The organism is Pseudomonas sp. TH34, assembly GCF_016650865.1.
Taxonomy (GTDB): Bacteria; Pseudomonadota; Gammaproteobacteria; order Pseudomonadales; family Pseudomonadaceae; genus Aquipseudomonas; species Aquipseudomonas yamanorum.
The window spans coordinates 253044-279876 of sequence record NZ_JAEKFB010000022.1 but is presented as its reverse complement, the minus strand read 5'-3'; the positions used below and the strand labels follow the sequence as shown (position 1 = coordinate 279876).

Here is a 26833-nt window from a genome sequence, read left to right as displayed (position 1 = left end):
TTGGGGTGAATCAAGGGGTTTCGGTGCTCACCTGGGCACCGCGAAACACCCGCACGCCGTGCTCGCGCGCCACGACAGGCGGGTTGGCCTTGGGTTGCAGGTGATCCACATGCTGCTGGACCAGCGCCAGGTACGGCGGCGGCCCGGACACGAATACCTCATCGCCCTCGGGGCCGTTGCGCATCGACAACTGCTGGCCGAACACATCGAGGTTATTCAGATACGCCTGCAACTGGTCCAGGTTCAGCGCACTGGCCTTGAACAGCTTGGTGGTGATTTCGTCGCTGGCATTGAGGTACAGCAGGTTGCCGTCGAAGTACCAGGTCAGGCCGTTGGTGCTGCACAACGTCTGCAGGAACTCCCCGGCGGTGGCTGCGCGCACGGTGCTGCGGGCCTTGCCACGCACCTTGTCCGAGAGCACCAGCGGGATGTCGAGGTTGTGGCCGAACTCTTCGAGGGCGGCGCGTACGTCCTGGTCCACCAGCACGTAGGCGTAGGGTTTGGCAAACCATTCGGGCTCTTCGTCGGCGTGGGCGATCGAGGCGCCAAACAGCACCGACAGACATAGGAGCACCATGGAAAATATGCTTACATGACGTCCGCCTTCGCCCAACGAGTTGTGACGATGACCAAACACTTTTTGCTTGCCGGCAGCCTGTTGCTCGCCGCCTGTTCCAGTACTGTGCCGAGCGATTCCGACCGCTCGGTAAAGCTGGCCAACGACCTGAACAAACGCGGCGACTACGCCAGCGCGGCGGCGCTGTACGAACGTGCGGCCCAGCAACCGGGCGCCGGCATCGACCTGTGGCTCAAACTCGGCCAGGCGCGGCTCGACGGCAACGACGCATCCGGTGCCGAGCGCGCCTACCAACAAGCCCTCGGCCTCCAGGCGCACAACGCCGACGCCTTGCTGGGCCTGGGCACCGCGCAACTGCGACTGGGAAAAACCCAACGCGCCGTGACGGCCCTGGGGCAAGCCGCAGAGGCCAGCCAGTCGCCGGTCGCGTACACCCGATTGGGCATCGCCCACGTGCTGAACGGCCAGGCGGTGACGGCACAAACCGCCTTCGCCAAAGCCCTGAGCCTGCAACCCGACGACCTCGACAGCCGCTGCAACCTGGCCCTGGCCTACGCCCTTGGCGGCCAGTCGCAACAGGCGTTGGACACCATCGCCCCCGTCACCCAATCGCCCCGCGCGTTGCCACGGCATCAACGTAATGAGTTGTTGGTGCTGGTATTGGCGGGATACGAACAGCGAGTGGCCAGCTTGCCGCTGGACGATATTCCGGCCGCTAAGCGCGCACGCCTGATCACCGAAGCCAACCGCATCAAAGGCATCAGCGACCCGGTTGCGCAAGCGCGCGAGTTGGGGCTGGTGGATACGCACTAAAGGGTAACCTTGCTGTTGCCCTGCTTTTGATCTTGCTTTTGATCTATCAGGCCCCGTTAACCACGATGGCCGCAAGCAGGCACGGTGGAGCGGGTAAACCGGCAAGGATGCCGGTTTAGCTGCGCTGGGCCAGGGATGGCCCATCGCAGCGACCCGCGGAGCCGGGCCGGAGTGCGGGCATGCCGAGCCTCGGCGAGGCACCGAGTGGTGGGGCAAAGACCTTTTGGTTACTTTTGGGGCGTTTGCCAAAAGTGACCCGCTGTAAGAGCGGAACCCTAAGTGGCCGTTACCGCAGGAATGGATATGTACGCGGTAAGCTTCAAGATCCCGGTCGCCTATCAGTCCGCTTTCGCGAGCAAGCCCGCTCCCACATTTGGATGGTGGTGTGGCAGATGGATCTGCTGGGTCTGGAATACCGCTATCGCAGGCAAGCCAGCTCCCACAGTTGGACTGTGGTGTGACAGATGGATCTGCTGGGGCTGGAATACCGCTATCGCAGGCAAGCCAGCTCCCACAGTTGGACTGTGGTGTGACAGATAGATCTGCTGGGGCTGGAATACTGCTATCGCAGGCAAGCCAGCTCCCAAAGGGGGAATGTGCATGACGGATCATTTCTCCGCTCCCGGAGCGCCCGCCTTGGCCTCTTGCTGAGCCTGACGCCGCTGCAACTGCTCCCGATCAAACCCCTCGATATACACCTGCGCCGCCCGCCCAACCGGCGCCGCCATCGCCGGGCCGGTGGCCCGCCCCTGATTCAAATCCTGCCGCTGCTCCACCATCTGCATCAAATTCAAATTGTTGGCACACCCCAACGGCAAGGTCGCCTTGAAATCCTCATCCAGCCCGATCTCATCCTTGGCCGGCGGCTGCTGGCACTGGCTCGGCAACCCGTCCGCCTGATACTGCGGTGAGTAATACACCGGCGCCAAATGCGTCTTGCACCCCACCACCAACAGGGGCAAACACATCAACAAACGCGAAACTTTCATGCCATGCCCCCTCATCAATTCATGTAGAAACCAAACGCCCCACCACTGCGCGGCCCCGCCGCTGCGGCGGTTGCGGGCTGCGCATCCAGCGGCGTGGCCAGGGTGCGACTGCGCACCGGCTCCACCAGGTACGGCGTGATCAAAATCACCAGCTCGGTTTCATTGCGCTGGAAACGCTTGGAGCGAAACAGGTTGCCCAGGATCGGCAGGTCCCCCAGCAACGGCAGCTTCTCGATGTCCTGGCTGCTCTCACGCTGGAACAGCCCGGCAATCGCAAACGTCTGCCCGCTGCCCACTTCCACCCGTGTATCGGCCCGGCGCACGCTGAACGACGGCACATGGAAATTGCCGAAATCCACCGTTCCGCCACTCACCACACTGCTGACCTCCGGACGCACTTGCAGGGCGATCCGGCCGTTGGGCAGCAGGGTCGGATTGAACAGCAGCGACACGCCGAACGACTTGTATTCAATCCCCACCAGATCCCGATTCACCGGTACCGGAATCGCCACTTCGCCGCCCGCCAGGAAGCTCGCGGTCTGCCCGGTCATGGCGGTGATATTCGGCTCGGCCAGAATTTGCAGAATCCCGTTGGCCTGCAACGCATCGAGCATGCCGTCGATATTGGTGTTGCCCGAACCGCTGCCCGCCGCCGCCAGTCCGCCCGCCGTCGCCGCAGCCAGCGGCCCACCGGTGATCAGGCCGAAGGAAAACGTGCCGTTGCTGAACATGGCGTTCCAGTTCACGCCGTAGTGCAACAGTTCCGAGCGGGACACTTCAGCGAACCGCACCCGCAAATTGACCTGGGCCGCACCGGCGTATTCAGTGGTGTTGACCGCGCTCTGAAAACCCTGGCCCTGTGGGTTGAGCAAGGCATTCAAATCCGTCGCCTCGCCCACGCTGCGCACCGTGCCCTTGGCGATCAAGCGGTTGCCGGCGCCGCTGATCTGCGCGCCATTGCCGGGATGCAATTCCTGCATCGGCGCAGTCACCGCCTGGGTGGCGCTGCTGACGGCCAGGGACAGGCTGGCGAGCTGTTTGCCGTCGCTGCCGAGGGCAATCAGGCTGGTATTGCCCGGGGCCTTGCCGAAGATGTAGATCACACCGGGCGACACCACTTGCAGGTCGGCAATCCCCGGCTCGGCTACCAGCACCGATTCCACCGGCGCGACGAAGTGCAGGATCCGGCCTTCTCCGGAGGCGAGGCTGATGGAGCCCTGCGCACCGTTGGCAATGTCCTGGGCGCTGCAAAAAAACGAGGTCAACGTCAGCAATAACAAACCAAAACGAATCATGAGGCAGACGCCAGGGAAGTGACGGAAGCCGCGGCAGGTGCACGGCGGTTGGAGATATCGGTGAGGCTGATGGTCACCAGCGCTTGCAGGTTGTATTCGGTGGCCAGCTCGCGAAACGACAGCACCGCCAGTTCCAGCTCGCCGCGCAGCACCAAACGGCGCAGGCTGCGGCGCAATTCCGGATGCACCAGCAATACCGCGCTGTTGGCCTCGAGGGTTTTGTCGCAGGCCTGGCGCAACTGGGCGAGCAAGGCGCGGTTGACCTCCTCGGGGATCACTTCGCGGCTGGGCTCCTGGCGACGCAGGGACGCGCGCAGTTGGTCTTCCAATCCCGGCGCCAGCACCAGAGCGCCAATTACCCGATTGCGATCGGCGTATTGATGACTGATCTGCCGCGCCAACGCGGCGCGCAGGTGTTCGGCGAGGCGACTGGCGTCGGTTTCCCGAGCGCCCCACTCCACCATGGCTTCTAGCAAGGCCCGTTGATTACGGATCGACACGCCCTCGCCCACCAGCAGGCGCAGGGTCTCGGCCACCCGCTGCAACGGCACCAGGCGCAAGGCTTCCTTGACCAGTTCGCCGTAGGTAGCTTCGGTGCGTTCAAGCAGCAGGCGGGTTTCCTGGATCCCGAGGAAGTCCGCGGCATAGCGGCGCAGGCTGCGTTCCAGCACGCCGCGCAGCACCTCATCCGGTAGCAGGAAACCGATGCCGGCGGTGCGCAACGCGTCTTCGTGCTGGCGCTCGATCCAGTGTGCGGCGCGGCCATTGAGGGGCGAATCGGCTTGCAGGGTGGCGATGTCCAGCAGTTGCACGTGCACCGGATCGTCCTGCAACAACAGGCAGTTGATCGGCATCTCGCCTTCGCTGACCGGCACGCCTTCCAGGGACACCCGAAAGCTGCCCGGCGTGGCCTTGGCGTCCATGTGAATGCCCGGCACCGGCATGTCGACGCCGAGGTCGCTGCGAATGTCGTGACACAGCGCTTCGATGCGCTGGCTCAACAGCTGGCGCGGTGCGCTGAGGGCCAAGGCGCTGCCGAGGGTCAGCAACACCCGCGTGTCGGGGGCCACGCCATAATCCTGCTCGGCCTGCACCTCCACCACCGGCTCCAGGGTCTCGATCAGCGCCTCGGGTTCCACCAGGTGTTCACGGGTATGACGGCGGTACATCACGAACGCCGCGCCGCCGAACACCAGCGACAACCCGAGGAACACCCAGGTCGGAAAACCCGGGATCACGCTGACGCCCACCATGATCAATGCGGTCAACCCGAGGGCCCGGTAGCTGGCACCCAACTGCTTGAGAATCTCGCTGCCGAGGTCACCCGCCTCGCCGTCGCTGTTGACCCGCGTCACCACGGTGCCCGCCGCTACCGAGATCAGCAGCGCCGGGATCTGTGCGATCAAGCCGTCGCCCACGGTCAGCAGCGAATAGGTGTGCACCGCCGCGCCGAAGGCCATGTCGCGCTCGATCATGCCGATCAGCATGCCGCCCAGCAGGTTGACCGCGAGGATCACCAACCCGGCAATCGCATCGCCCTTGACGAACTTCATCGCCCCGTCCATCGCGCCGAACATCTGGCTCTCGCGCTCCAGGCGGGAACGCCGGCGCCGGGCTTCGGCCTGGTCGATATCACCATTGCGCAGGTCGTTGTCGATGCTCATCTGTTTGCCGGGCATCGCATCCAGGGTGAAGCGCGCCGCCACTTCCGCGACCCGCTCGGCGCCCTTGGTGATCACCACGAACTGCGCCACGGTGATGATCAGGAACACCACCATGCCCACCACCACCTGGCCGGCAATCACGAAGTCGCCGAAGGCCTTGACGATATGGCCTGCGTCGCCGTGCAGCAGAATCAAGCGGGTGGTGGTGATGGACAGCGACAGGCGAAACAGGGTGCTGAGCAGAATCAGCGGTGGCAGCGCGGAGAATTCCACCGAGTGGCCGATGTAGAAGGCGACGATCAGGATCAGGATGCTCAGGGCAATGTTCAGGCCGATCAGCATATCCACCAGGTAGGTGGGCAGCGGGATGATCATCATCACAATCGCCATCAGCATGAACGCGACAATGATCACGTCGGTACGCTGGGCGGCTATGCGTGCGATGCCGTTCAGGCGGTTGAGCAGGTTCATGGCGCCACTCTCCGTGCAGCCAGGTAGCGTTTGAAGCACTGGCGCGCTTCGTCCTTGCGCTCCCCGTACCACAGCGCCCGGGCGCGCAGCAGCAACAGGCTGGCGGATTCGCCTTCCAGCGCCACCAGGCGGTCCAGGGCCGCGAGTGCGCGGGTGAAGTCGCCGCTGTCGGTGAACGCTAGCACCAGCGAGCGCAGCAGCAGGCCGTCGTCGGGTGCCACGCTCACGGCAATCAGCAGCATCACCAGCGCACGCTGGGACTGGCCGTTGCGCCGGTACAGCTCGCCAATGCCCTTGAGCAATTGCACCGCGTCGTCGTTATTCCGGGACATCAGGCCTGGACCTCCGAGCGTTGTTGTTCGAGGGTGCGGCGCATCTCGATTTCCTCGCTGATCAGGTCATGGGCCAGCGCCTTGATCTGCGGCTCGGCGTCGAGGTTCGGCAACAGGTGCTGCATCACGTGATCCAGCAACTCCAGGGACCGTGCGCTGCCGAACAGCAGCGAGTCGACGCCGGCGGCGCTGGTGAGCTCTTCCAGGTCACTGCGCAAGGAGCGACGGGACTGGACCTTGCGGGTTTTCAGCACGGCCTCGAAGGCGGTGGCCTGGCGCGAATTGACCGGGCGGATCGCCTCCACCGGCGCGCTGCGCACATCACTGGGAATCAACGGACGGGGTTCGACTTTCATCCCGGGGCCTTAGCTGAAAAAAGCAGCGTCATAGGGTGAAGGTGAAGCGTTCTTCGCCACGGGCGAGGATCACCTGGTTGTTCTCGATGCGTTCCAGTACCCAGTTGTCGGCCAAGGCCGCGCCGGGGTACAGGCGCTTGCCGCTGTCGTTGATCACATAGGGATGGGTGCCGAACCACACCGCCTGGAAGCGCACCCGTGGCCGGGCCGCATCCGCACGCACCGCGACCCGCGGGTTGAGCACGATCTGCTGGCCATAGCGCTGGTCGAAGGCTTGTTGCAGGGCGACCCACTGAGGCTTTTGCGCCCGCTCGAAGGAGCCGACGGCGTTGAGCTGGCCGTCGATGTCGTTGACCGTCACGGCGTCCAGGTGGGCGGCCTGTAATTGCCGTTCGAACCAGGCCTTGGCGTCGGCGCGGGAAGGCTTGGCCACGGCTTTTTCGGCGACCGGCAGTACGGCCTCCGCTTGCGGTGGATCGTTGCGAAAGGCCAAGGCACCTGCGCACACGAACAGCAAGGCAGTGGCGATGATCCACGGGGTAAAGGTGCGTGTGGCTACAGGTGGTTTTTCAGGGCTGCCCGGCAGCGCCAAGCTCACACCCGCCGTGCCGATGCGCAGTTGCAACGGCAGCCGCGCGCGATGGCCGCTGCCTTGGGGAATGCGGATATCACCGGCAGTACCGGTGATCAGTACATCGCCGCCGAGGGCCTCGACGGCCACCTGGGCCCCTTCAAAACGCAGGCGCAGGTGCAGTTCGGCGATTCCGGGATCGCTGAGCTGAAGGTCGGCAGCCAAGGCGGCGCCAAGGGTGTAGACCGGCTGGTCGAGCATCAGGGAACTGCCCTGGTGCAAACCGTGGGTCACGAGCAGGGTCGGCGCGCCGTTCGCGGCGGGCAGGCCCAGGGAAATCAAGGCTGTCATGGTTGGGTTTGCCCCCTTGAGAATCACAGGCAGCAACCACACCTGTGCCGATCAACAACGGTGCAACGGGGTCAGGCAGGTATACGGGCAGCGCCGGCGCTGCCCGTATGGCGAATCAGTTCTGCGGACGCTGTTTGGTGGCGTCGAGCTCTGCTTTTTTCGCGGTGCTGATCTCGGTGATCTTGGCCGACTTCTCGATGGCCATATTGAAAGTTGCTTCCATCTTCGCGATAGCGTCGTCGGCGCCGCCTGCACTTACTGGTGGAGTAGTAGCCATGTTCAATCTCCTTGCATCGATAGGGAAGTTAAGCAGTATGCAAACCGAACCGAACTCCCCGCGTCAGACAGTGAGTTGGCAATGCAGCCGTCGGTTTGCATGGGAACCATACTACTCACGAATAAAACGCCTTCGCTGTGAAAGCTTGTGAAACGTTCAGGGTGGGGGCTGTGAAAAATCCGGCTCAACCTGCCGTTGAGAAAATCTCATCCCCAGGCAGGCGTGGAACTTTTGTTGAAAATCCAATACATGACGAAACCCAATGATTACGGGGCACTTCGCTTAAGCATGAACGGTTTTGAACAATGTAGAGGCCAATAACGCCTGGGCAAAAACGTTGACTACCCAACAATTTTTGAAAATAACGCAGACAACTTCACACTTTTAACTAATAGCCAATTGCCCAACTTTGCAGATATTGCCATTTGTAACAAAAGCGACTTGATCATCGCGTTTGATAGCTCGGCGCGGGCTTGTTCAATAACACTTCGCAACTTTCGCCCGCCCCAGTTAGTGCACTTGCACTAAATATCGATTGATATAAGACAACTTCCAGGTGATCTATGACTGCGATCCCGAATGGCCTTGATCCTGCCGATAACAAGGGCCCGGATGGCGCCCGGAGCACATTTGAAAAAGCCCTGTTCACGGCGGTCGACCGGCCGGTATTCGACCCCTCGAAAATCCGCGGCCCGTCCATCCCGCTGCCGTACCAGAACGTACAGGCACCGGTGAACAACAGCATCACCTACACCCCGCTGGGCAGCGACAAACCGGTGACCCTCAAGCAGATCGACAACCCCAGGCTGTTTGAGCAATTGGTCAACCAGTACAACGCGCAGCAAAGCGACGCGACCCTTGAGAAGAATCTGGCTGACAGCAAAAGCGCCGGCTACAAGGAGGCCGACGCCAGCACCGTGGCGCCCGGCTTGGGCAACTACAAGGCGATCGGCAGCACCACCGAATTGGGCCCGGGGCTGATCCGCTACGAGACCAGTGCCGGCGACAAAGTCGTGGTCAGCCAGAAGGAAACGCCCGCGCTGTTCGCTCAGGTCAGCGGCGATTCGGCCAAGCTGTTCGCGATCAACGCCAGCCAGGCCGAGGGCTATCGCCTGGCCGGTCCCACCGAAACCATGGACCCGGCAGCGAAGATCGGCCCACCCGAGGAAGTCGGCCCGGGGTTGATTCGCTATACCACTGCTTCGGGCGACAAGGTGATCGTGTCCCAGGACATCACCCCCGCGCTGTACGACCAGGTGGCCAAACTGTATGCCGGTAGCACCGGCGCCGCGGGGGCCTCGGACACGTCCTGGATCGACACCTCGTCGTTCGGCGTTTCCGGCGCCAAGGACTGGGACACGATCACCGGCAACACCAGCGGCACGCCGACCAAGGAAGAACTGGACCTGAACCGGCCGAAGGCGGCCGCGCAATTGCTCTCGCAAAACTGGGATGCCTGGGGCCTGCACGGTGCGCCGATCGACTTCGCCAACCCGCCCACGACCCTGCCGCCCGAGGCCCAGGCCGTGCTCAAGTACGTCGCCAGCAGCCCGAGCCTGATGGCCGCGCTGGACACCGGCGGGCGCGGCAAGGCCGACAACGTGATCACCCATTCGGACGTTGACCATTTCATCGACAACGCCGGCAAGGACCTCGGCGCTGCGTCGAAATCCTATGGCAGCTTCCTCGGCAGCAATCCGGGAGACCTGGCCAAGGCCAATGCCAAGTCGGCGGCAATCCTGATGGCCAACGAGAGCCTGGCCGCCGGCGCAGGTTCGGCGATGCGCCCCGGTGACGCCAACCAGCGCAGCAACGACGGCATGCTGCGCACCGACAACCTGCAAGCGTTGGGCAGCGATTCAGCCCTGAGCACCGAGCTGACCGGCGCGGCGGCCATGTGGTCCAGACCCGGGATGTTCCATGCCCTGGAAACCGGTGGTGACAACCCGGCCACCGGCAAGTCGGACGGCATCGGCACCCGCGACAACATCGGCGCCTGGCTGGAGAAACAGGCGCCGAAAACCGACAGCGACACCCTGACTTTCCTCGACGGCGCCGCCACCCGTGATGCCGTCGCCGGCGTCGACACCTCGGGCCTGACCGCCGACATCCTGGCCAACCCGCAGAACTACAGCGGCGAGCAAAAAGCCGCAGTGCTGGTGCAACTCACCGACGCGCAAACCCGCCTGCTGGTGAGCGACTACGTGCCCCACGCCGGGCTGATGGACAAGTACACCTCGCCCCACTACGGCCTCAACCCCAACGAAGACAAGATCAAGGCGCAGCTGCAAAGCGGCATCGAAACCCTCTCGGCCGACCCGGACGTACAAGGCTTCCTGCAAAACAATCGCGGCCCGGCACTGGCTGATATCGTCGACAGCAACCCGACGATGAAAGTCGCGATGCAGAACTACTACACCAGCGACATCGAGACCGGCAAAAACCTCAACGACAACCTCAACGCCAAGGACCAGAACGGCAAGCAGATCGACATGGGCATGGGCCTGCAAAACGCCGCCAACGATACGACCATCGCCAATCTGGCGCTGGGAGGCAACGGCCATGTGGACCTGACCGGCATCGCCGACAAGGCCGGGCAAAGCGACAATATCCAGCAGTACTACAAAACCGAACTGGTGACCGGCAAGGCCTTTACCGACGCGGTGGCCGGCGGCATGGACCCCACCGTGGCCGCCAGCAGCTTCGCCGCCAGCACTGCCTCGGCCCAGGCCTTCCTCGGCGACAAAGCCTCAGCGGATGACGCCGCCACCTTGCAGGTGAATTTCAACGAAGCCCTGGGCGACGCCCTGCTCGGCGGCGCCACCACCGACACCCTGAACATCACCCTGGGGGACGGCAAGGGCAACTTCGACGAAGCCAAGGTCACCGCGGCGATCAACGACGCCCAGCAAAAAGATCCAGAGATGTTCGTCACTTCGGACGGCGGCAAGATCGATCCGGCGCAAGTGGTGTCGATGCTGCGTTCGGTATGGGACATCGGGCGCCAGGGCGACAAGATCGCCGACGCACTGCCCAAGGCCATCGAAGGCATGAAGTTCGGCGACGTCAGCCCGGCGTTCAAGCAAGGCCTGCTGCACATCGGCAGTGCGGTGTTGATGAGCGGCGTGCTGATGGCCCGTTCGGCCAGCGGCAGCAACACGCCGGTGGCGGACGCAAACCGGGTATCCGCCGGGCTGCAATTTGCCGGGTTGTTGATGGAAGGCGGCACCAAATATGCCAAGGAAGCGGGTTACGGCATCACCTGGGTCAACCGCCCGGATGGCGGCACCATTGGTGACTTCCCCGGCAAGGTACCGGTGGGCAAGGGCCCGCTCAGTCCGCAGCAAATCGCCAACCTCGGCGCGGCCGGCAAGATCATCGGCTCGGCGGGCGGGATTATCGGCGGCGTGATCGGGGTGATTGGCGGTGTCGACTCGTTGAAAAAAGGTGATTACCTGAGCGGCAGTTTCTCGGTGGCCACCGGTGTGCTGGGCACGGGTGCGGCGGTGGCCGGGTTGGTGGAAGCCGGGGCCGGGTTGTACGGCGCGACGGAAATCGGCGCGGTGGCCGGGACCATCAGCGGCATTCTTGGCGGGGCTACGGCGATTCTTGGCGGGATCGGCAGCGCCTTTCTGCCCTTCGCCCTGGCCGATGCTCATGGCAAGGCGCAGGACGCGTTCTACGGCGAGCTTGTGCCGGTGCTCAAGCAATACGGTTTGACTGGCGGGCCTACGGAGCCGGGTGATTATCCGGAAGATCCGATCCCGGCGATTAACACCTGACCGTCTCTTGCAGCCTTGCGCGAAGGGAGCCGCGCGGGGTTGTGTTTTTGAACATGCACAAAGGTTAATCACATGACGTATTCACAACGCAGCCCTCTTGAAGACAGCGCTTTTGAAATTCACTTTGGGCCTTATCGACTGTTGCCCAGGCGTCATCTGCTGCTGAAAAACGGTGAGCCGGTGAGCCTGGGTAGTCGGGCCCTGACGTTGCTGATTGCTCTCGCCTCCCGGCCTGGTGAGCTGTTGGAGAAGACCCAATTGCTGGACATCGCCTGGCCACGGTTGGTGGTGGAAGAGTGCAACCTGCGGGCGCAGATCAAGGCGATCCGCCGGGCGTTGGGGGTGATGATGCGGTCTATATCTCGACCGCGATGGGCCAGGGGTATCGGTTTGTTGCGCCGACCTGGGTTGAGCGTGGGGCGCGGAAAAAGCCGGTGGTGTTGGGGGTTTATAGTTGTCGGCGTTGTTTGGGGGGGATTTGGATCGGGGGCATATCCATTATTTGGGTAACGGCTGAAATGGGTTCCGCTCTTACAGCGGGTCACTTTTGAAAGGAGCCCAAAAGTAACCAAAAGGCTCTTGCCCCACCACTCGGCACCTCGCCCAGGCTCGGTGTGCCCTCACTCCGGCTTTGGACCGTGGGCCGCCGTCATGGGCCATCCTTGGCCTAGGACGGCTAACCCGGCGTCCTGCCGGGTTACCCACGCTCCAAAGCCTGCGTTCGGCCAGCGTGGTTTAACGGGGCGCCTAAGATCAAGATCAAAAGCAGATCAAGAGCACAGCGGCCTACCGGCCGGCTTGAGTGTGGTGAAGCAAAGGCACAAGCCAAATCAAGAGCGGGCACGGTCAAATGTGGGAGCAGGCTTGCCTGCGATGGCATCACCTCGGTGTATCTGAAAAACCGAGTTGTCTGCATCGCAGGCAAGCCAGCTCCCACAGAAAAGCAGAGCTGCATCAGCTTCAGATTTGGCTTTCGCTCTGGATTTAGTCTTTGCTTTTAACACTCAAGCCGGCCGGGAGGCCGCTGTGCTCTTGCTTTTGATTTTGATCTGACTGCCCCAATAAGCCAGAGGCCGAACGCAGGCAGTGCGGAGCGGGTAAACCGGCAGGACGCCGGTTTAGCCGCGCCGGGCCATGGATGGCCCGTCGCGGCGGCCCGCGGAGCAGTGCCGGAGTGAGGGAACACCGAGCCTAGGCGAGGTGCCGACAGGCGGGGCAGAGCGCTTTGGTTACTTTGCCGCTTCTGCAAAGTGACTCGCTGTAAGAGCGAAACCATAAGTGGCCGTTACCTAAATAACGGATATGTCCCCAAAACAAAAACCTCAGAGCACCAAGCTCAAATCCACCCGCCCATCACGCACCGGCGGACACCAGTAATACCCCCCAGTCAACGGCTTACTAATGCGATACAACCCATCAACAATCCCATCCTCAAGCCCACTCATCCGCCGCAGTTGCGCTTCAAACGCATCAAACGAATGCCCAAACGCCAGGAACATCAACCCCGCCTGCCCATTCTCCGCCCAAGGCATCGACCGGCGCACCACAAACGCCTCCGGGGTAAAACTCTCCTGGGCCGTACGCTTGGTGTGCGCCGACTCCGGCGCGTCCTCCAGCTCCTCGTTATCACCATGGCGCCGACCAATAATGTGATCCCGCTCCAGAGCCGGCAACGCCGCAAACCCATCCAGATCATGCTGCCACTGCTGGATCGCCGCAAAGCTCGCACCACCCTGCGCCACCGCCGCGTCCACCGCCGCATCATCATGCGGATTCTCAGTGCCATCCTCATAGTCGGTCAGATCAAACCCGGTCTTGTAGCGAAACCCCTCGGTCATCTGCACCAGACCAAACCCCGGCGCCAGGGCCTTCTCGAACGCCCGGCTGCGCAACAGCAGCTCACCACGATCCACACCGTGCAACCAGACCCACAGCGCCTGCTGGGTCGACGGATTCTCCGCCCCCGGCCCGCTCACATGAGGGAACGCCCGCAACCCGTCAATCCGGGCACCAAGGGCATTCACCAGCGGCTCACCAAAACCGACCACCGCATTGGCGTCCACCAACTGCACCAGCGCATCCAGTGCGGCAGGTACAGCGTCCAGGGACTCAATGGCAAAAAACAGATGGCGTGCCTGCAACGGCACCGGTGCGGCAAGAATGCCCGGCTGGTACTGACTCATGTGAACTCCTTCAAGAAAGCCGCGCAGTTTACCCGGCGAGCTCACGGTTGTGCTCAAGGTTTTCCAAGGTTCGCGGGTTAATGCGTCTAGCCCTTGCCACACGGGGCGTTGATGGGTGAATCTCTAGTCACGTTTTGCAACCATTCCAGGGGTAGCGACATGACCACCGACAACCTGCTCGCCCAGCTGTTTCCCACTGCCGCAGAGATTCCCGAGCAATTCCGGCTCGCGGCGCCCATTGAACAACGCGATTACCTGGTCGGCGGCCAGTTGCATGTGTGGAACGGCCCCTTGGCCGAAGTGCGCAGCCCGGTGCAGTTGCGCGGTGCCGACGGTGACACGCCGGTGATCATCGGCAGCACCCCGCTGCTGGACGCCGACACGGCTTTGACCGCCCTCGACGCCGCCGTAGCCGCTTACGACCGTGGCCAGGGCGCGTGGCCGACCATGCGCGTGGTGGATCGCATCCAGCATGTAGAAGCGTTTTTGCGGCGCATGCGTGAACAGCGCGAGGCGGTGGTCAAGCTGCTGATGTGGGAGATTGGCAAGAACCTCAAGGACTCGCAGAAAGAGTTCGACCGCACCTGCGACTACATCACCGACACCATCAATGCCCTCAAGGAACTCGACCGCCGCTCCAGCCGCTTCGAGCTGGAACAGGACACCCTCGGGCAAATCCGCCGCGTACCGCTGGGCGTGGCGTTGTGCATGGGCCCCTACAACTACCCGCTGAACGAGACCTTCACCACGCTGATCCCGGCGCTGATCATGGGCAATACCGTGGTGTTCAAGCCGGCCAAGCTTGGCGTACTGCTGATTCGCCCGTTACTGGAGGCGTTCCGCGACAGCTTCCCGGCCGGCGTGATCAACGTGATCTACGGCAGCGGCCGCGAGACCGTCAGCGCGCTGATGGCCAGCGGCAAGATCGATATCTTTGCGTTTATCGGCACCAACAAGGCCGCCAGTGACTTGAAGAAACTGCACCCGAAACCCCACCGCCTACGCGCGGCGCTGGGCCTGGATGCGAAGAACCCCGGGATCGTGCTGCCGCAGGTCGACCTGGACAATGCGGTCAACGAAGCCGTCACCGGTTCGCTCTCGTTCAACGGCCAGCGTTGCACCGCGTTGAAGATCCTGTTTGTGCATGAAGACGTGGTCGACAGCTTTATCGAAAAATTCAACCGCAAGCTGGCGACCCTCAAGCCTGGCATGCCGTGGGAAGACGGTGTGTCGCTAACGCCGCTGCCCGAGCAGGGCAAGGTCGATTACCTCGGCGGCCTGGTCACCGACGCACTGGCCCATGGCGCCAAGGTGGTGAACGAAAATGGCGGCGCCAGCCGTGGCTCGTTCTTCTACCCGGCGGTGCTGTACCCGGTGAACCCGCAGATGCGCGTGTACCACGAGGAGCAGTTTGGCCCGGTGGTGCCGATCGTGCCTTACCGCGACCTGGAGACGGTGATCGACTATGTGCTGGAATCGGACTTCGGCCAGCAACTGAGTATCTTCGGCACCAGCCCGAGGGAAGTCGGGCGCCTGGTGGACGCGTTCGCCAACCAGGTGGGCCGGATCAATATCAATGCCCAGTGCCAGCGCGGACCGGACAGTTTCCCGTTCAACGGGCGCAAGAACTCGGCCGAGGGCACGCTGTCGGTGCATGATGCGCTGCGGGTGTTTTCGATCCGTACCCTGGTGGCGACCAAGTTCCAGGCAAGCAACAAGGAACTGGTCAGCGATATCCTGCAGGAGCGCACATCGAGCTTTCTGACCACTGACTATATTTTCTGAGCCCGACACCGATCTAAAAATGTGGGAGCGGGCTTGCTCGCGAAAGCGGTGGTTCAGTCGCCGGATGTATTGACTGACACGCCGCCTTCGCGAGCAAGCCCGCTCCCACATTGGAACTGAGTGAAGCCTGAACAACGAGGTTACCCTGATACCAATGAATCTCCCTCTCTTCGCCCGCCGCTTGCTGCGTCCGTTGCTGGACCCGTATCGGCGCTACCGTCATGCCAAATTGATCCACGCGGTGCGGGTTTCCATTGGGTTGCTGGCCACGATCCTGCTGACCACCGGCATCAATCTGCCCCACGGTGAGTGGGCCTCGGTGACGATGTTGATCGTGATCGGCGGTTTGCAGCACCACGGCAATATCGGCAAGAAAGCCGTCGAGCGCGCCTACGGCACGTTGATCGGCGCCAGCGTCGGTTTGCTGCTGGTGCTGCAACAGGCGTATCTGGGGCAGCCGCTGTTGACCTATTTGCTGATGTCGGTGGTGTGCGGGTTCTTTTCCTATCACGCCATCGGCAAGGGCGGCTACATCGCGTTGCTGTCGGCGATCACCGTATTTATCGTCGCGGGCCATGGCGATAATCCGATATCGGACGGGCTGTGGCGCACGGTCGACATCCTGATCGGTATCGTCCTGGCCCTGGCGTTTTCCTTCGCTCTGCCGCTGTATGCGGTGTATTCCTGGCGCTACAACCTGGCCAGTGCCTTGCGCGATTGCGCGGCGATTTATAGCCGGATCATCAGCGGCCAGTCGGTCACTGACGATGAGCACCTGAAACTGCTCAACCGCTTGAATGCGGCAATGCTGCAACTGCGCTCATTGATGCCATCGGTGTCCAAGGAAGTGCGGATTTCCATGACCGACCTGGACACCCTGCAGCGGCATTTGCGGATGTGCATCAGCACCCTGGAGATCCTCGGCAACACTCGGCCCGATCCACGGGACAAGGAAGCGTTGGCGCGTATGCAAGTGGCGTTGAAGGCCGAGCATCGTCAGATCCGGGTGCAGTTGATCGGGATGGCGCGGGCGTTGCAATCCGGGGCCACCGACCGGCTGGAACGGCCGAGCAATACGCCGACCCACGAGCAGACATTTGAAGTGCCGGTGGTCAACGCCCTGGACGGTTACCGGTTATTGACCCTGCAACTGGCGGCGAACATTGATGGCATGCGCCAGCGCCTGGCCAAGAGCGCCAGCCACTGGAAAATCTGATCAGCCCCGGTGCAGCGCCTGTACCAGCAGTTGCTGCAACGCCTGTAACCGGGGCTCGGGGCTGTCCTCGGCAAAGCGCAACACATTCGCCACTTCGGGCAGCGGCATCTGCTGCTCGAAAGGGCGGTACACCTCCACGCGCTTGTCGAGATGGTCACTGCTGAGCAGGCCGATGCCCAACCCGGCGGCGATGGCCGATACCACACCCTCCACCGACCCACACTCCACCACCACCTGCCAGCGAATGCCCAAGGCGCTCAGGCGTTCCTGGGCCAGTTGCCGGTAAAAACAGCCTGGGCCGAAGGTGATCAGCCGCACGCTTTCGTCAGGCGCTGCCTGCCAGCCGGGCCGGGCGCACCAGTGCACCTGTTCGGTCCACAGCAAGTGGTCACGCGTTTCGATACGCGGGATGAAATCCTGGTGCAGCGCCAGGTCCAGCTCGCGGTCCACCAGGGCCTGGCGAAGCACGTGGCTCTGCTCCACCACGATCCGCACATCCAGCTGACGGTGCTGCCGGGAAAACTGGCCGAGCAAGTTCGACAGCTCGGCCATCGGCACCTGTTCGGTGGCGCCCAGGCGGATGGAGCCTTGCAACTGCACCGGATTGAAATGCGCCAACGCCGCGTCGTGGGCCTCGATGATGCGCCGGGCGTGGACCAGCAGCTGCGCGCCGTCATCACTGGCCACCAGGCGCTGCCCCTCGCGCTGGATCAATGGCCGTTCGAGTTGTTTCTCCAGGCGCTTGATCTTCCAGCTGACCGCCGACTGGCTGAGGTTCAGGCGCTCGGCCGCGCGGGTGACACTGCCGGTTTCGACCACGGTTTGCAGGGCACGCAGCACATCGATGGGCAGTCGCTGGTTCATGATCAACACCTATGACAAAAACAGGATAGGTAGAGAGTAAGTTGTCATTGGCGTCATGACCAGCCGAGCTTTAGGGTAAAGCCTTCATTCACTGCGAGGATCTGTCATGACTGCCCTGCTTAACGAAACCGCACTGATCAACGGTTGGCGCATTGCCGCTGGCCGCCATGGTGAGGGGCTACCAGTGTTGTTGCTGCACGGCACGCCCGCCCATTCCATCATCTGGCGCAAAGTGGTGCCGCGCCTGACTGCCGCCGGCATGCAGGTCCATTTGTTCGACCTGCTGGGTTTTGGCGCTTCGGAGCGCCCACTCCAGGCCGATACGTCGGTGGCCGCACAAAGCCGCTTGATCGGCGATTTGCTGGACCACTGGGGGCTTGAGCGGGTGCACCTGGTGGGCCATGACATCGGCGGCGTCAACGCGCTGCTGTTTGCCCTTGACCATCCGCAGCGGGTGCACTCATTGACGGTCGCCGACGCCCCCAGCTATGACTCGTGGCCATCGCCCACCTGGCGCGGGATTCATCAGCGATTTGCCGAACATGCGCGCATGGCGCCGGATGAACACCGCGCGTTGATGATCCGACAGCTGGCCATGGCCGTGTTCGACAAGAGGGTGATGCAGGGCGCGCTGCTGGAGGAATACCTGGCGCCGATCAGTGGCGTGATCGGCCAGCCGGCGTTCTACCAGCATCAGGTGGCGCATTACGACTCGCGGTATACCGCCGATTTTGCGGAGCGCCTGCCGGGCATGGATTTGCCGGTGCAGATTTTGTGGGGCGCTGAAGATGAATGGCAGCCCCTGGCGTATGCACATCGCCTGCAAAACGACATTCGTGGAGCAGTGCTGCAGGTGGTGGAAAACGCCGGGCATTTTCTGATGGAGGATGCGCCGGAAAGGGTGAGTGAGTACCTTTTGGACTTTATTGGCCGGGTTCACAGTCAACGCTGACTGCCATTTGTCGGGTTTACACAAGCCACTAGACTTCACACTTTCTCTTACATATTTTTCACGTTTTATTCACATCCGGAGACGTAGGGTGAAGCCTCATCCGTTACAAACGCTGTAGTTAAAAACCCGCCGCCCCAGCGGGTTTTTTTTGCCCGGGATTTGAGTGTTCACTCGGTTTCCTCAGAGAGGAGTCGAAGCAAACCGGCTCATTGCGAGCCGGTCTTGATGGATCAGCGAGCAATCTTGTCGACAGGCGACGCCGCTTGCTCACGGATCGCGCGCTGGGTATCGAGCACCCGCGCCAGGGCCGTTTCGGCTTCAGGACTTTGCTGCGGCACACGAATCGCTGCCGACACCAGGGTAATCAGCTTGGCCATGACCTCGGCATCCGTGGCCGGGCGTCCCAGGCTCATGGAGTTCATCAGCAAGCGCAGCTCGGTACCGGCCATCACCCCGGAGATTGCCTTGAGGGCAAATTGCAAACGCACCCCCAGTTCGTTGCGCGGCAGGTCTGGCAATGCCAGGGCGAACGCTTCAAAAAAGCGTTGGAACACCGGCTGGTAATGCACCTTGAGGTATTCCTGGATAAACGGCGAGGTGTCGCTGTACACCCGCCCCAGGAAACGGATGAAGGAACGCCCTTCCCCACTGGCAGGATCACTGCGCTCCAGGCCCATGGCCGGGGCAAACAGCACGCCAAGCAAGGTGTCGCAGTCCAGCGGGCCGTCGGATTCGGCCTCGCACCTGGCCAGCAACTCCAGGCGCTGCTCGTTGAGCGGCTCCAGGCGTTGCATCAGCAGGGTTTTCATCAGGGAATCCTTGTCCCCGAAGTGGTAATTCACCGCAGCGAGATTGACCTGGGCCCTCTCGGTAATCTGCCGCAACAAAACAGCGTCATAGCCGTATTTGATGAAAAGAGCCTCTGTCGCATCCAGCAATCGAGTCTTGGTAACGTTTGGAGCGCTGAGTTTCTTCGCGACCATAGGGGGTGGGGTTCCACTGCGGAAATATTGTTTTAAAAATTAATTTGATTTTTTATACCGGGGCCGCTGCCCGAAAGCAAGTAGTGACACTGCGCCATACTATTCAAACCCAACAGAGCCGGGCTTATTGAGGGTAGCTGATGGACTTTTCAGGCGCCTGAAATGCCCCGTAGACGAATCGTTTCAAAGGGTAAAACCGCTCTATATCCATGGCTGGCGGAACGGCAGGATCGCGGTTAGTATTCAAACAATATTTTAAAAACAAGAAATAAAACCAGTCCGTGACGTGTACCAGGCGGCCCCTGAACTTGTTACAAGAATTTTCGGGGGAAGCACGGCGCTGTCGAGGCTGCAGGCGTAGTCATGATGACAGATACCCCCGCGCTCCCAGGCTTTATCTCCCTGCAAGGCATCGGCAAAAGCTATCAGCTGGCCGGTCAGCACCTGTCGATTCTCAATGATGTATGCCTGGCCATCGAAACCGGTGACAGCTGCGGCATCCTCGGCGCATCCGGCTCCGGCAAAAGCACCCTGCTCAATATCCTCGGCCTGCTCGACCTGCCCGACTGCGGCCAGTACCGTTTTGCCGGCCATGACATTTTCAGCGCCAGCCCCGATCAACTGGCGGCGATCCGTAATCAGCAGATCGGTTTCGTCTTTCAAAGCTTCAACCTGCTGCCGCGCCTCAGCGCCCTGGATAACGTCGCCCTGCCCCTGAGCTATCGCGGTGTGTCCCGGCATGACTCGCTGGAACAGGCAATGCGCATGCTCGACCAGGTGGGCCTGGCCGAACGCGCCCACCATCGCCCGGCCGACCTTTCCGGCGGCCAGCGCCAACGGGTCGCCATCGCCCGCGCGTTGGTGGGCAACCCCTCGGTGATCCTCGCCGACGAGCCCACCGGCAACCTCGACAGCACCACCGCCCAGGAGATCATGGACCTGTTGCTGGCGCTCAATCGCGAGCAGCAGGTGACGCTGATCATCGTCACCCATGACCCGCACATTGCCGAACGCCTGAACCGCAAGATCCTGGTGCGCAATGGCGTGGTGCAAGAGGCCGAGCGCCTATGAGCCTGCGGGTCGAACAAAGCCTGAGCCAATTGCTGCATGAGGCATTTGTCAGCCTGCGCACCCTGGGCAAGCGCTCGATCCTGGCTTTGCTGGGCATCGTCATCGGCAGTTCCTCGGTGGTGGCGCTGATCAATATCGGGCACAACGCCGCCGAAGACGCTGCGATGATTTTCAAGGACATGGGCACCGACACGCTGGTGGCACAGTTCCCGCCCAAGGGCGCCAGTATTGCCCCTATGCCGGCCAGCCTGGACCTGGAGGCGGTGCGCCGCAGCGTGCCCGGCATCGCCCATATTGGCGCGATTTCGATGTTCAGCGGTCCGGTGGTGTTCCATGGCCGCACCTTTAATGGCAGCTTTGTCGGCAGTACGCCGGACCTCAAGGACGCCATGCGCCTGTCGGTGCGCGAGGGGCGTTTCCTGTCGACCTTCGACGCGGGGGAAACCTACGCGGTCGTCGGCGAACAGGTCGTCCAGGCCTTGAGTGCTCCCGGCGACCCGCTGCAACTGGGGGACCGGGTGCGCATCAATGACTATCTGTACCTGGTGGTGGGCATTCTTCAAAACCAGCCCCGGGCCATGCTGATCCCTGTACAGGCCAACGAATCGCTGTTCGTCCCCGCCCCGGGCATGCGTCGGATCTACTTCAGCCCACAAATCGGCAATGTGGTGATCCGCGCCACTCCCGGCCAGGACATGGAGCGTGTCGCCCGGGACGCAGCCGTGGCGTTGCGAGCCCAGCTCACCGACCACGATGTCGACATCCAGGTGCCCCAGCAAATGATCGACGGCATGACCCGCCAAAGCCGTACCTTCGCTTACCTGCTGCTGGCCCTGGGCGCGATTTCCCTGGTGGGCGGCGGCGTGGGGGTGATGAACGTGATGCTGATGAACGTCTCGGAGCGGCGTCGGGAAATCGGGATCCGCATGGCACTCGGTGCGCGCCAGCGGGACATTCGCAACCTGTTCCTGCTGGAAGCCGTCACCCTGACCGCCGTCGGCGCGTTATGCGGCGCGGTCGTAGGCATGACCGCCGCCTATCTGTATGCCTGGATGTCCGGCTGGCAGTTTTCCCTGGCGGTTGCCGCGCTGCCGCTCGGGGTCGGTAGCACGTTGCTGGTGGGGCTGTTTTTCGGGATCTACCCGGCCGTGTCGGCCTCGCGGCTGCAGCCGGTGGAGGCCCTGCGCGATGAATAAACGGCTGCTGTTGTTGACCGCCCTGGTGAGCCTGCACAGCGTGGCCGCCGACGTGGTGATTCGCCCGTCGGCGCCCAGCACCACCCGCAGCGGCTATGACCGCGGCGTGTCGTTGAATGCCCAGTCCACCACCCTGACCCTGGGCGACGCGGTCTACCTGGGCCTGCGCAACAACCCGGCGATTCGCAGCGCGTACCTGCAACGGGTGGCGCAGAAATTCGACCTGCGGGTGGCCGAAGACACGTTCAACCCCAAGCTGACCCTGAACAGCTACTACCGCGCCACCAAGGGCACCGACGACAGCGCCCGCAACGCCAACCTGGCGCCCAATGCCACCTTGCTCGGTGAGTACGGCACGCGCCTGAGCATGAACTGGACCCAGCAACTGAACAACGCCGATCGCGCCGGGCGCTACCGCAGCGACGGTCTCGACCTGTCAGTGATCCAGCCCCTGATGCGCGGTGCCGGCTGGGACGCCACCACCGCCCCGCTGCGCCTGTCACGCCTGTCGGAGCAGGCCAACCGCCTGAACCTCAAGGCCAACGTGGCGCAGACCATCAGCAACATCATCGCCACCTACCGCGAATTGCTGCGGGCCCAGGAGCAGTTGACCATCGTGCAGGACGCCCTCAAGCGCTCCGGTACCCTGCTGGAAGTGAACAAGGCACTGATCAGTGCCGGGCGCATGGCCGAGTTCGAGATTGTGCAGACCGAAGCCGATATTGCCACCCAGCAACTGGGGGTGGAAGAAGCCCAGAACCAACTGGACACCAGCCGCCTGGCCCTGCTGCGCCTGCTGGCCCTTGACCTGTCGACGCCGATCCGCGCCACCGAGGCCCTGGAAGCCAAACCCATGGACATCGATAAACGCCAGGCCTTCATCCTGGCGCAGAACCAGCAGCCGGAATACCTCGCCACCCTGCTCGGCAGCCAGCAGGCCGACCTCAACCTGGTGATCGCCAAGGACTCCGGACGCTGGCAAGTGGACCTGGTGGCCGGCGCCAACCAGATTCGGGCCGCCACCGACAACGACAACGGCTCTTCGAACAACCGGCGCTGGGACAGTTACGCCGGCGTGCAGGTGCAGATTCCCATCGGTGATATCAGCACCCGCCAGGCCGAGGTGCACGCGCGGGTTGATGTGGAAAACCAGGAGATCATCATCGCCGACGCCCGCCAGCAACTGGAGCGCAGCGTCAACGATGTGGTGCGCGACCTGGGCACCCGCTGGCGCCAGTATGAAATTTCCCAGCGGGCGGTGGAGCTGTCCAAGCGCAAGATCGAAATCGAACGGGAAAAACTCAGCGCCGGGCGCTCCACGAACTTTCAGGTATTGAGTTTCGAAACCGACCTGCGCAACGCCGAGAACTCACGGCTCAATGCGCTGATTGCCTATTTGAACGCCCAGACTCAGCTCGACTTGACTCTGGGCATGACGCTGGAAAGTTGGGAAATCGCCCTCAATGACTACTAATAAGAAGCGCCTGTTGGGTGCCGTGTTGATTGTGCTGGTGGCCGGTGTCGGTATCACGCTGCTCAGCCGTCAAAGCCCGGCCGCCAATCAACCCGGCAATGCCGAACAATGGCTGGAGGTGAAGGTCGACCCGCTGGTGCATCAGATCGGCCTGGTGGGCAAGATCGAGCCTGACACCACCGTCACCCTCACCGCGCCGTTCGACGGCAATGTGCAGGCCAACCTGGTGGAACAGGGCCAACGGGTGGAGGCCGGCCAGGTGCTGCTGCGCATGGACCCGGCCACCCTCGAAGTACAACTGCGCGACGCCCTCTCCGCCCAGCTCAAGGCCCGGCGCACCGTGCAGGAAATGCAGGACTGGGACAGCGGCCAACAAGTCGGTCGCGCCCGGCGCGGCCTGCGCACCGCCGAAATGACCGCCAGCAATACCCAGCGCAAACTCACCGAAAGCGAAAACCTGTTCAAGCGCGGCATCATCCCGCGCAACGAACTCGACGACCTCAAGCAACAGGCCACCCAGCAACAGCTGGACCTGATAGCGGCCCGCGGCGAACTGCAACAGGCGATTGAACAAGGCAAAGGCGAATACCGACAGATCGCCGATATGGAGCTGACCAATGCCACGGTGAAATATGAAGCCCTTCGCACCTTGCTCGATGGCAAGGAGGTCAAGGCACCGTTCTCCGGCATCGTAGTGCCGGCGCCGGGCAGTACCTCATCGGCCCAGGGCGGCGGGAACAATAACGCGCCGGTGCAGGCCGGGAGCAAGGTCAGTCAGGGTCAGGTGCTGTTTGGACTGGCGAATATCGAGAAGCTGAAAATCGTCGCCAAGGTCTCGGAGCTGGATATCAACCAGTTGCATCAGGGCCAGGCCGTGGAGGTGCTGGGCGACGGGTTTGACGGGGAACGATTGACGGGGTCGGTCAGCGTGGTCAGTGGCTTGGCGATTGCCAGCGACAGCCAGGGCAGCGCGCAGTTTCCGGTGACCCTGTCGATTCCCAAGCTGACCCCGCAACAGTTGCAACGGGTAAGGTTGGGGATGAGTGCGCGGTTGACCATCGTGACCTACAACAATGACCAGGCGATTGTCGTACCGGCGCAGGCGATCAGTCGCGGGGATGGTGTGATGACGGTGGAATATCGGGCCGCGATGGACAAGCCGGTGGAGCGGGTGACCGTGACAACCGGGCAGTCGACGGCGCAGGGGGTGGAGGTGTTTGGGTTGAAGCCAGGGTTTGTGAAGGTCGGCTCCTGAATCGGCCCAAAGGCGAATGAAGATCAAAATGTGGGAGCGGGCTTGCTCGCGAATACGGAGTGTCCGTCAACCTATCAGTCGACTGATCCACCGCCTTCGCGAGCAAGCCCGCTCCCACATTATTAGATGCGTGCCAACCTTGCGGCGAGTGCCTTGGCCTGAATCGCCACATCCGTCACTGCGGTACTTTCCCACCACATCCCGCGCAACGGTGGGCCCATGGCAAACAGCCGCCGGCTGACCTGGCCGTTGGCATCCAGCACCGCCCCCGACACATCCGCCGCAATCCCCAAGGCCAGCGGCCCGGGCTGAATCAACCCACGCTTGAGCAACTGCCGAGGCAACGGCCGGGCCACCCGCCGCCAGTCGTATTCAATCCCGCTGGAGTTGATCAGCGCCGCCCCTGAAACCTGGACGACTTCCTGTTCGCCACGAGGACGCAGGCGAATCGTGACATCAACCTGCGACGGCACCAGCCCCTTGTACGAAGCTGCGCGGATCCGCAATCGCCCTTCCCCGTGCAACCGCACCACCAACTCGGCACTCAAGGGCGGCGAGCGGTGGTGATGGCTTTCCCACCAGGGCCGAATATGCCGCACGAACTGGCGTTTCTCGGCCTCGCTGGCCTGGCTCCACAAACGCCCGATATGGGCGCGCACGGTGTCCAGCGGCGCTTGCCAGTCGATCCCCTGCTCCAGCGCCAGCTTGCATTGGCGGCGTACTTCCCGCAGCAATTGCCGAGGACTGCGCAGGCTGTGGTCTTCCCCCAGAAAGTCGACCCAGGCCGGTGGCTGCCGGCGCACGTGGGGCAGCAGGCCGTGGCGCGAAAAAATCTCGACGGGCCCGCGATGACCGGCCTGTTCCAGGGACACCACGGCGTCCACCATGGTCAGCCCGGAACCAATGATCAGCACCGTGGATTGCGGGTCCAGTTGGGTCATGGCCTGCACATCCCACGGGTCGACTGCTGCGGCATTCAAGCCGCTGGATTCGGTCTGTGGTGTACGCGCTGCCGGGAACATGCCGGTGGCTAATACGGCAAACGTACCGCGCAGTTGCTGGCCGTCGCTCAAGGTCAATAGTGTGGAGTGTTCGTCCACCTCGAGGTCTACCACTTCGGCGCGGACATGCTCGACGGTCGACGCCGATAACGCCTTGGCCTCCGCCAGCCGTTGTTGCGCGTACAAGCCAAAGATCCCACGGGGCGGGAACAGTTCGCTGATGGGCACGTGCTGCTGGTCCGACTCGGGCCAACCGCCGTCGGCGATGTAGGCGGTCAGCCACTGGGTCAGATCATCGGCATTATCCGGGTCGACGCTCATGCGGGCGGCGTTGCCGTTCAAGGTGTGGCCGAGTTCCACCGCACTGTAGGCCTCGCCGCGCCCCAGTTCCTGGCGCGGTTCGATCACCAGGATCTGCCGCTTGCCCGGCAGGCGCAGCAATTGCACCGCCAGCATCGTCCCGCTCAGGCCGCCGCCGACAATCAACACATCAGCGTTGCGAATGGCGCTCGTCGCCTGTCCGCGTTCGGTTTCACTCATGAAATTGCGCCCTTACTGTCTGCCTGAATGGTTGTGGTAAAAATCGCCCCGTGCAGTATCCAGCACATCGACACGAGACGCCTAGTTCAGCTCGACTGTGGGAAGCCCAGGCTTTGGCCGCTCTTCAGCCATTGCTCAAGCACCGCCGCCAGGCCACCTTGCCAATGGGTGCTCTCCTCGCTCCACAATTCGGTCTTGCCGGAAGGCTGCCACCAGCGGCAGAGCCGTTGGGAAGTGTCCACGGGGTCGATCCGTTGCACGACCGCCAACGGCTGGAACCCAGGGACATACGCATGGGTAGGCCGGATGCGCCACACCTGTTGCTGCAAGGCCGCGGGCTCGAGGTCATCCGCCAGGGTCAGGATCTGGCCACCGATCACCTGGGCGGCCAGGGCCAGCAGTAACAGACCGGGTTCGAAGGCACCGCTGAGGGCCAGCCGCGACTGTTCGGTAAAGCCCTGCTGACGCAAGCCATCAGCCAGGCGCTCGACATCCCGCAACGCATCAATCCAGCGCCAGGCGTACCACTGGCCGTCACGCTTGTGGCGCAGGGCGCTGTGCAACGGGGTCACTTGTGCCCAATGGCGCAATTGCGCCAACGCCTCGGGCAGCACCGTGACCCGTTCGGCGGGCCATTCCACATCCAGCGGAAGTTCGAGTTCATGCACGCTCATAGGGTGATGCTCCTATTGGTGAAACAAGCATGCGGTGGTCCGCTGGCTGAAATCGTTGGATCGATGAAGATAAAATGTGGGAGCTGGCTTGCCTGCGATGGCGTTGAGTCAGCTTGCATCTCTACCGGCTGATACGCCGCTATCGCAGGCAAGCCAGCTCC

The 26833-nt window shown here is 62.5% G+C and carries 23 protein-coding genes; 10 read left to right on the top strand and 13 right to left on the bottom strand.

Annotation, left to right across the window (positions count from 1 at the left end; translation table 11 throughout):
• Positions 1 to 10: 10 nt before the first annotated feature.
• Positions 11 to 577 (bottom strand): type III secretion protein, encoded by a 567-nt coding sequence (locus tag JFU58_RS18050; RefSeq protein WP_201141458.1) that lies wholly within the window; start codon positions 575 to 577, stop codon positions 11 to 13.
• Between the two features lie 48 nt (positions 578 to 625).
• Between JFU58_RS18050 and JFU58_RS18045 the strand changes: the two genes are divergently transcribed.
• Positions 626 to 1390: a tetratricopeptide repeat protein gene (locus JFU58_RS18045; RefSeq protein WP_201141456.1), complete on the top strand. Its 765-nt coding sequence runs from the start codon at positions 626 to 628 to the stop codon at positions 1388 to 1390.
• Between the two features lie 608 nt (positions 1391 to 1998).
• On the opposite strand, the gene JFU58_RS18040 is transcribed toward JFU58_RS18045, so the two are convergent.
• The 7 genes from JFU58_RS18040 to JFU58_RS18010 form a co-directional block, all read right to left on the bottom strand.
• Positions 1999 to 2379 (bottom strand): hypothetical protein, encoded by a 381-nt coding sequence (locus JFU58_RS18040; RefSeq protein ID WP_063033936.1) that lies wholly within the window; start codon positions 2377 to 2379, stop codon positions 1999 to 2001.
• A 14-nt stretch (positions 2380 to 2393) separates the two neighbouring features.
• Positions 2394 to 3674 (bottom strand): type II and III secretion system protein family protein, encoded by a 1281-nt coding sequence (locus tag JFU58_RS18035; protein WP_063028749.1) that lies wholly within the window; start codon positions 3672 to 3674, stop codon positions 2394 to 2396.
• Positions 3671 to 5809, bottom strand: coding sequence for a type III secretion system export apparatus subunit SctV (gene sctV / locus JFU58_RS18030; protein ID WP_201141453.1), 2139 nt, complete (start codon positions 5807 to 5809; stop codon positions 3671 to 3673). Before sctV ends, JFU58_RS18035 begins: the two co-directional genes overlap by 4 nt.
• A complete protein-coding gene (locus tag JFU58_RS18025) occupies positions 5806 to 6141 on the bottom strand; it encodes a tetratricopeptide repeat protein (protein WP_017477037.1) in 336 nt (111 codons plus the stop codon). Before JFU58_RS18025 ends, sctV begins: the two co-directional genes overlap by 4 nt.
• On the bottom strand, positions 6141 to 6497 hold the full coding sequence (locus JFU58_RS18020) for a hypothetical protein (protein ID WP_017477038.1): 357 nt from the start codon (positions 6495 to 6497) through the stop codon (positions 6141 to 6143). The genes JFU58_RS18025 and JFU58_RS18020 overlap by 1 nt, the downstream gene beginning before the upstream one ends.
• Before the next feature lie 28 nt (positions 6498 to 6525).
• Positions 6526 to 7419 carry a SctD/MshK family protein gene (locus JFU58_RS18015; protein WP_177070382.1) on the bottom strand — a complete coding sequence of 298 codons (894 nt, stop codon included), beginning with the start codon at positions 7417 to 7419 and terminating at the stop codon, positions 6526 to 6528.
• A 115-nt stretch (positions 7420 to 7534) separates the two neighbouring features.
• Complete coding sequence (locus JFU58_RS18010; RefSeq protein ID WP_003207273.1) at positions 7535 to 7696, bottom strand: hypothetical protein; 162 nt, start codon at positions 7694 to 7696, stop codon at positions 7535 to 7537.
• A gap of 563 nt (positions 7697 to 8259) precedes the next feature.
• Between JFU58_RS18010 and JFU58_RS18005 the strand changes: the two genes are divergently transcribed.
• Together JFU58_RS18005 and JFU58_RS18000 are read left to right on the top strand one after the other, a co-directional pair.
• On the top strand, positions 8260 to 11478 hold the full coding sequence (locus tag JFU58_RS18005; RefSeq protein WP_201141451.1) for a type III effector HrpK domain-containing protein: 3219 nt from the start codon (positions 8260 to 8262) through the stop codon (positions 11476 to 11478).
• A 72-nt stretch (positions 11479 to 11550) separates the two neighbouring features.
• Positions 11551 to 11988 carry a winged helix-turn-helix domain-containing protein gene (locus JFU58_RS18000; RefSeq protein ID WP_242488273.1) on the top strand — a complete coding sequence of 146 codons (438 nt, stop codon included), beginning with the start codon at positions 11551 to 11553 and terminating at the stop codon, positions 11986 to 11988.
• A gap of 812 nt (positions 11989 to 12800) precedes the next feature.
• On the opposite strand, the gene JFU58_RS17995 is transcribed toward JFU58_RS18000, so the two are convergent.
• Positions 12801 to 13661 carry a Dyp-type peroxidase gene (locus JFU58_RS17995; protein ID WP_093208115.1) on the bottom strand — a complete coding sequence of 287 codons (861 nt, stop codon included), beginning with the start codon at positions 13659 to 13661 and terminating at the stop codon, positions 12801 to 12803.
• A gap of 159 nt (positions 13662 to 13820) precedes the next feature.
• On the opposite strand from JFU58_RS17995, the gene JFU58_RS17990 reads away from it, so the two are divergent.
• Both JFU58_RS17990 and JFU58_RS17985 read left to right on the top strand, forming a co-directional pair.
• Complete coding sequence (locus JFU58_RS17990; RefSeq protein ID WP_093208112.1) at positions 13821 to 15446, top strand: NADP-dependent glyceraldehyde-3-phosphate dehydrogenase; 1626 nt, start codon at positions 13821 to 13823, stop codon at positions 15444 to 15446.
• Between the two features lie 154 nt (positions 15447 to 15600).
• Positions 15601 to 16662 carry an FUSC family protein gene (locus JFU58_RS17985; protein WP_201141449.1) on the top strand — a complete coding sequence of 354 codons (1062 nt, stop codon included), beginning with the start codon at positions 15601 to 15603 and terminating at the stop codon, positions 16660 to 16662.
• Here JFU58_RS17985 and JFU58_RS17980 read toward each other — a convergent pair whose 3' ends face one another.
• A complete protein-coding gene (locus JFU58_RS17980; protein WP_063028735.1) occupies positions 16663 to 17526 on the bottom strand; it encodes a LysR family transcriptional regulator in 864 nt (287 codons plus the stop codon).
• A gap of 106 nt (positions 17527 to 17632) precedes the next feature.
• On the opposite strand from JFU58_RS17980, the gene JFU58_RS17975 reads away from it, so the two are divergent.
• Complete coding sequence (locus JFU58_RS17975) at positions 17633 to 18478, top strand: alpha/beta fold hydrolase (protein WP_201141447.1); 846 nt, start codon at positions 17633 to 17635, stop codon at positions 18476 to 18478.
• Between the two features lie 230 nt (positions 18479 to 18708).
• On the opposite strand, the gene JFU58_RS17970 is transcribed toward JFU58_RS17975, so the two are convergent.
• Entirely contained in the window at positions 18709 to 19461 is a 753-nt protein-coding gene (locus JFU58_RS17970) for a TetR/AcrR family transcriptional regulator (protein ID WP_063028731.1), read from the bottom strand.
• 363 nt (positions 19462 to 19824) lie between these two features.
• On the opposite strand from JFU58_RS17970, the gene JFU58_RS17965 reads away from it, so the two are divergent.
• Genes JFU58_RS17965 through JFU58_RS17950 form a run of 4 tightly spaced genes read left to right on the top strand, consistent with a single transcriptional unit; the run spans position 19825 to position 24457 of the window.
• Positions 19825 to 20532, top strand: coding sequence for an ABC transporter ATP-binding protein (locus JFU58_RS17965; RefSeq protein WP_063028729.1), 708 nt, complete (start codon positions 19825 to 19827; stop codon positions 20530 to 20532).
• Positions 20529 to 21728 (top strand): ABC transporter permease, encoded by a 1200-nt coding sequence (locus JFU58_RS17960; RefSeq protein ID WP_201141445.1) that lies wholly within the window; start codon positions 20529 to 20531, stop codon positions 21726 to 21728. Before JFU58_RS17965 ends, JFU58_RS17960 begins: the two co-directional genes overlap by 4 nt.
• Positions 21721 to 23202: a TolC family protein gene (locus JFU58_RS17955; RefSeq protein ID WP_177027188.1), complete on the top strand. Its 1482-nt coding sequence runs from the start codon at positions 21721 to 21723 to the stop codon at positions 23200 to 23202. The genes JFU58_RS17960 and JFU58_RS17955 overlap by 8 nt, the downstream gene beginning before the upstream one ends.
• Entirely contained in the window at positions 23192 to 24457 is a 1266-nt protein-coding gene (locus JFU58_RS17950; protein WP_201141443.1) for an efflux RND transporter periplasmic adaptor subunit, read from the top strand. The genes JFU58_RS17955 and JFU58_RS17950 overlap by 11 nt, the downstream gene beginning before the upstream one ends.
• Before the next feature lie 122 nt (positions 24458 to 24579).
• On the opposite strand, the gene JFU58_RS17945 is transcribed toward JFU58_RS17950, so the two are convergent.
• Both JFU58_RS17945 and JFU58_RS17940 read right to left on the bottom strand, forming a co-directional pair.
• Complete coding sequence (locus tag JFU58_RS17945; RefSeq protein WP_201141441.1) at positions 24580 to 25998, bottom strand: FAD/NAD(P)-binding protein; 1419 nt, start codon at positions 25996 to 25998, stop codon at positions 24580 to 24582.
• An 86-nt stretch (positions 25999 to 26084) separates the two neighbouring features.
• The gene (locus tag JFU58_RS17940) at positions 26085 to 26672 is read right to left on the bottom strand and encodes an AMP-binding protein (protein WP_063028719.1); all 588 of its coding nucleotides are present in this window, start codon (positions 26670 to 26672) and stop codon (positions 26085 to 26087) included.
• Positions 26673 to 26833 lie beyond the last annotated feature (161 nt).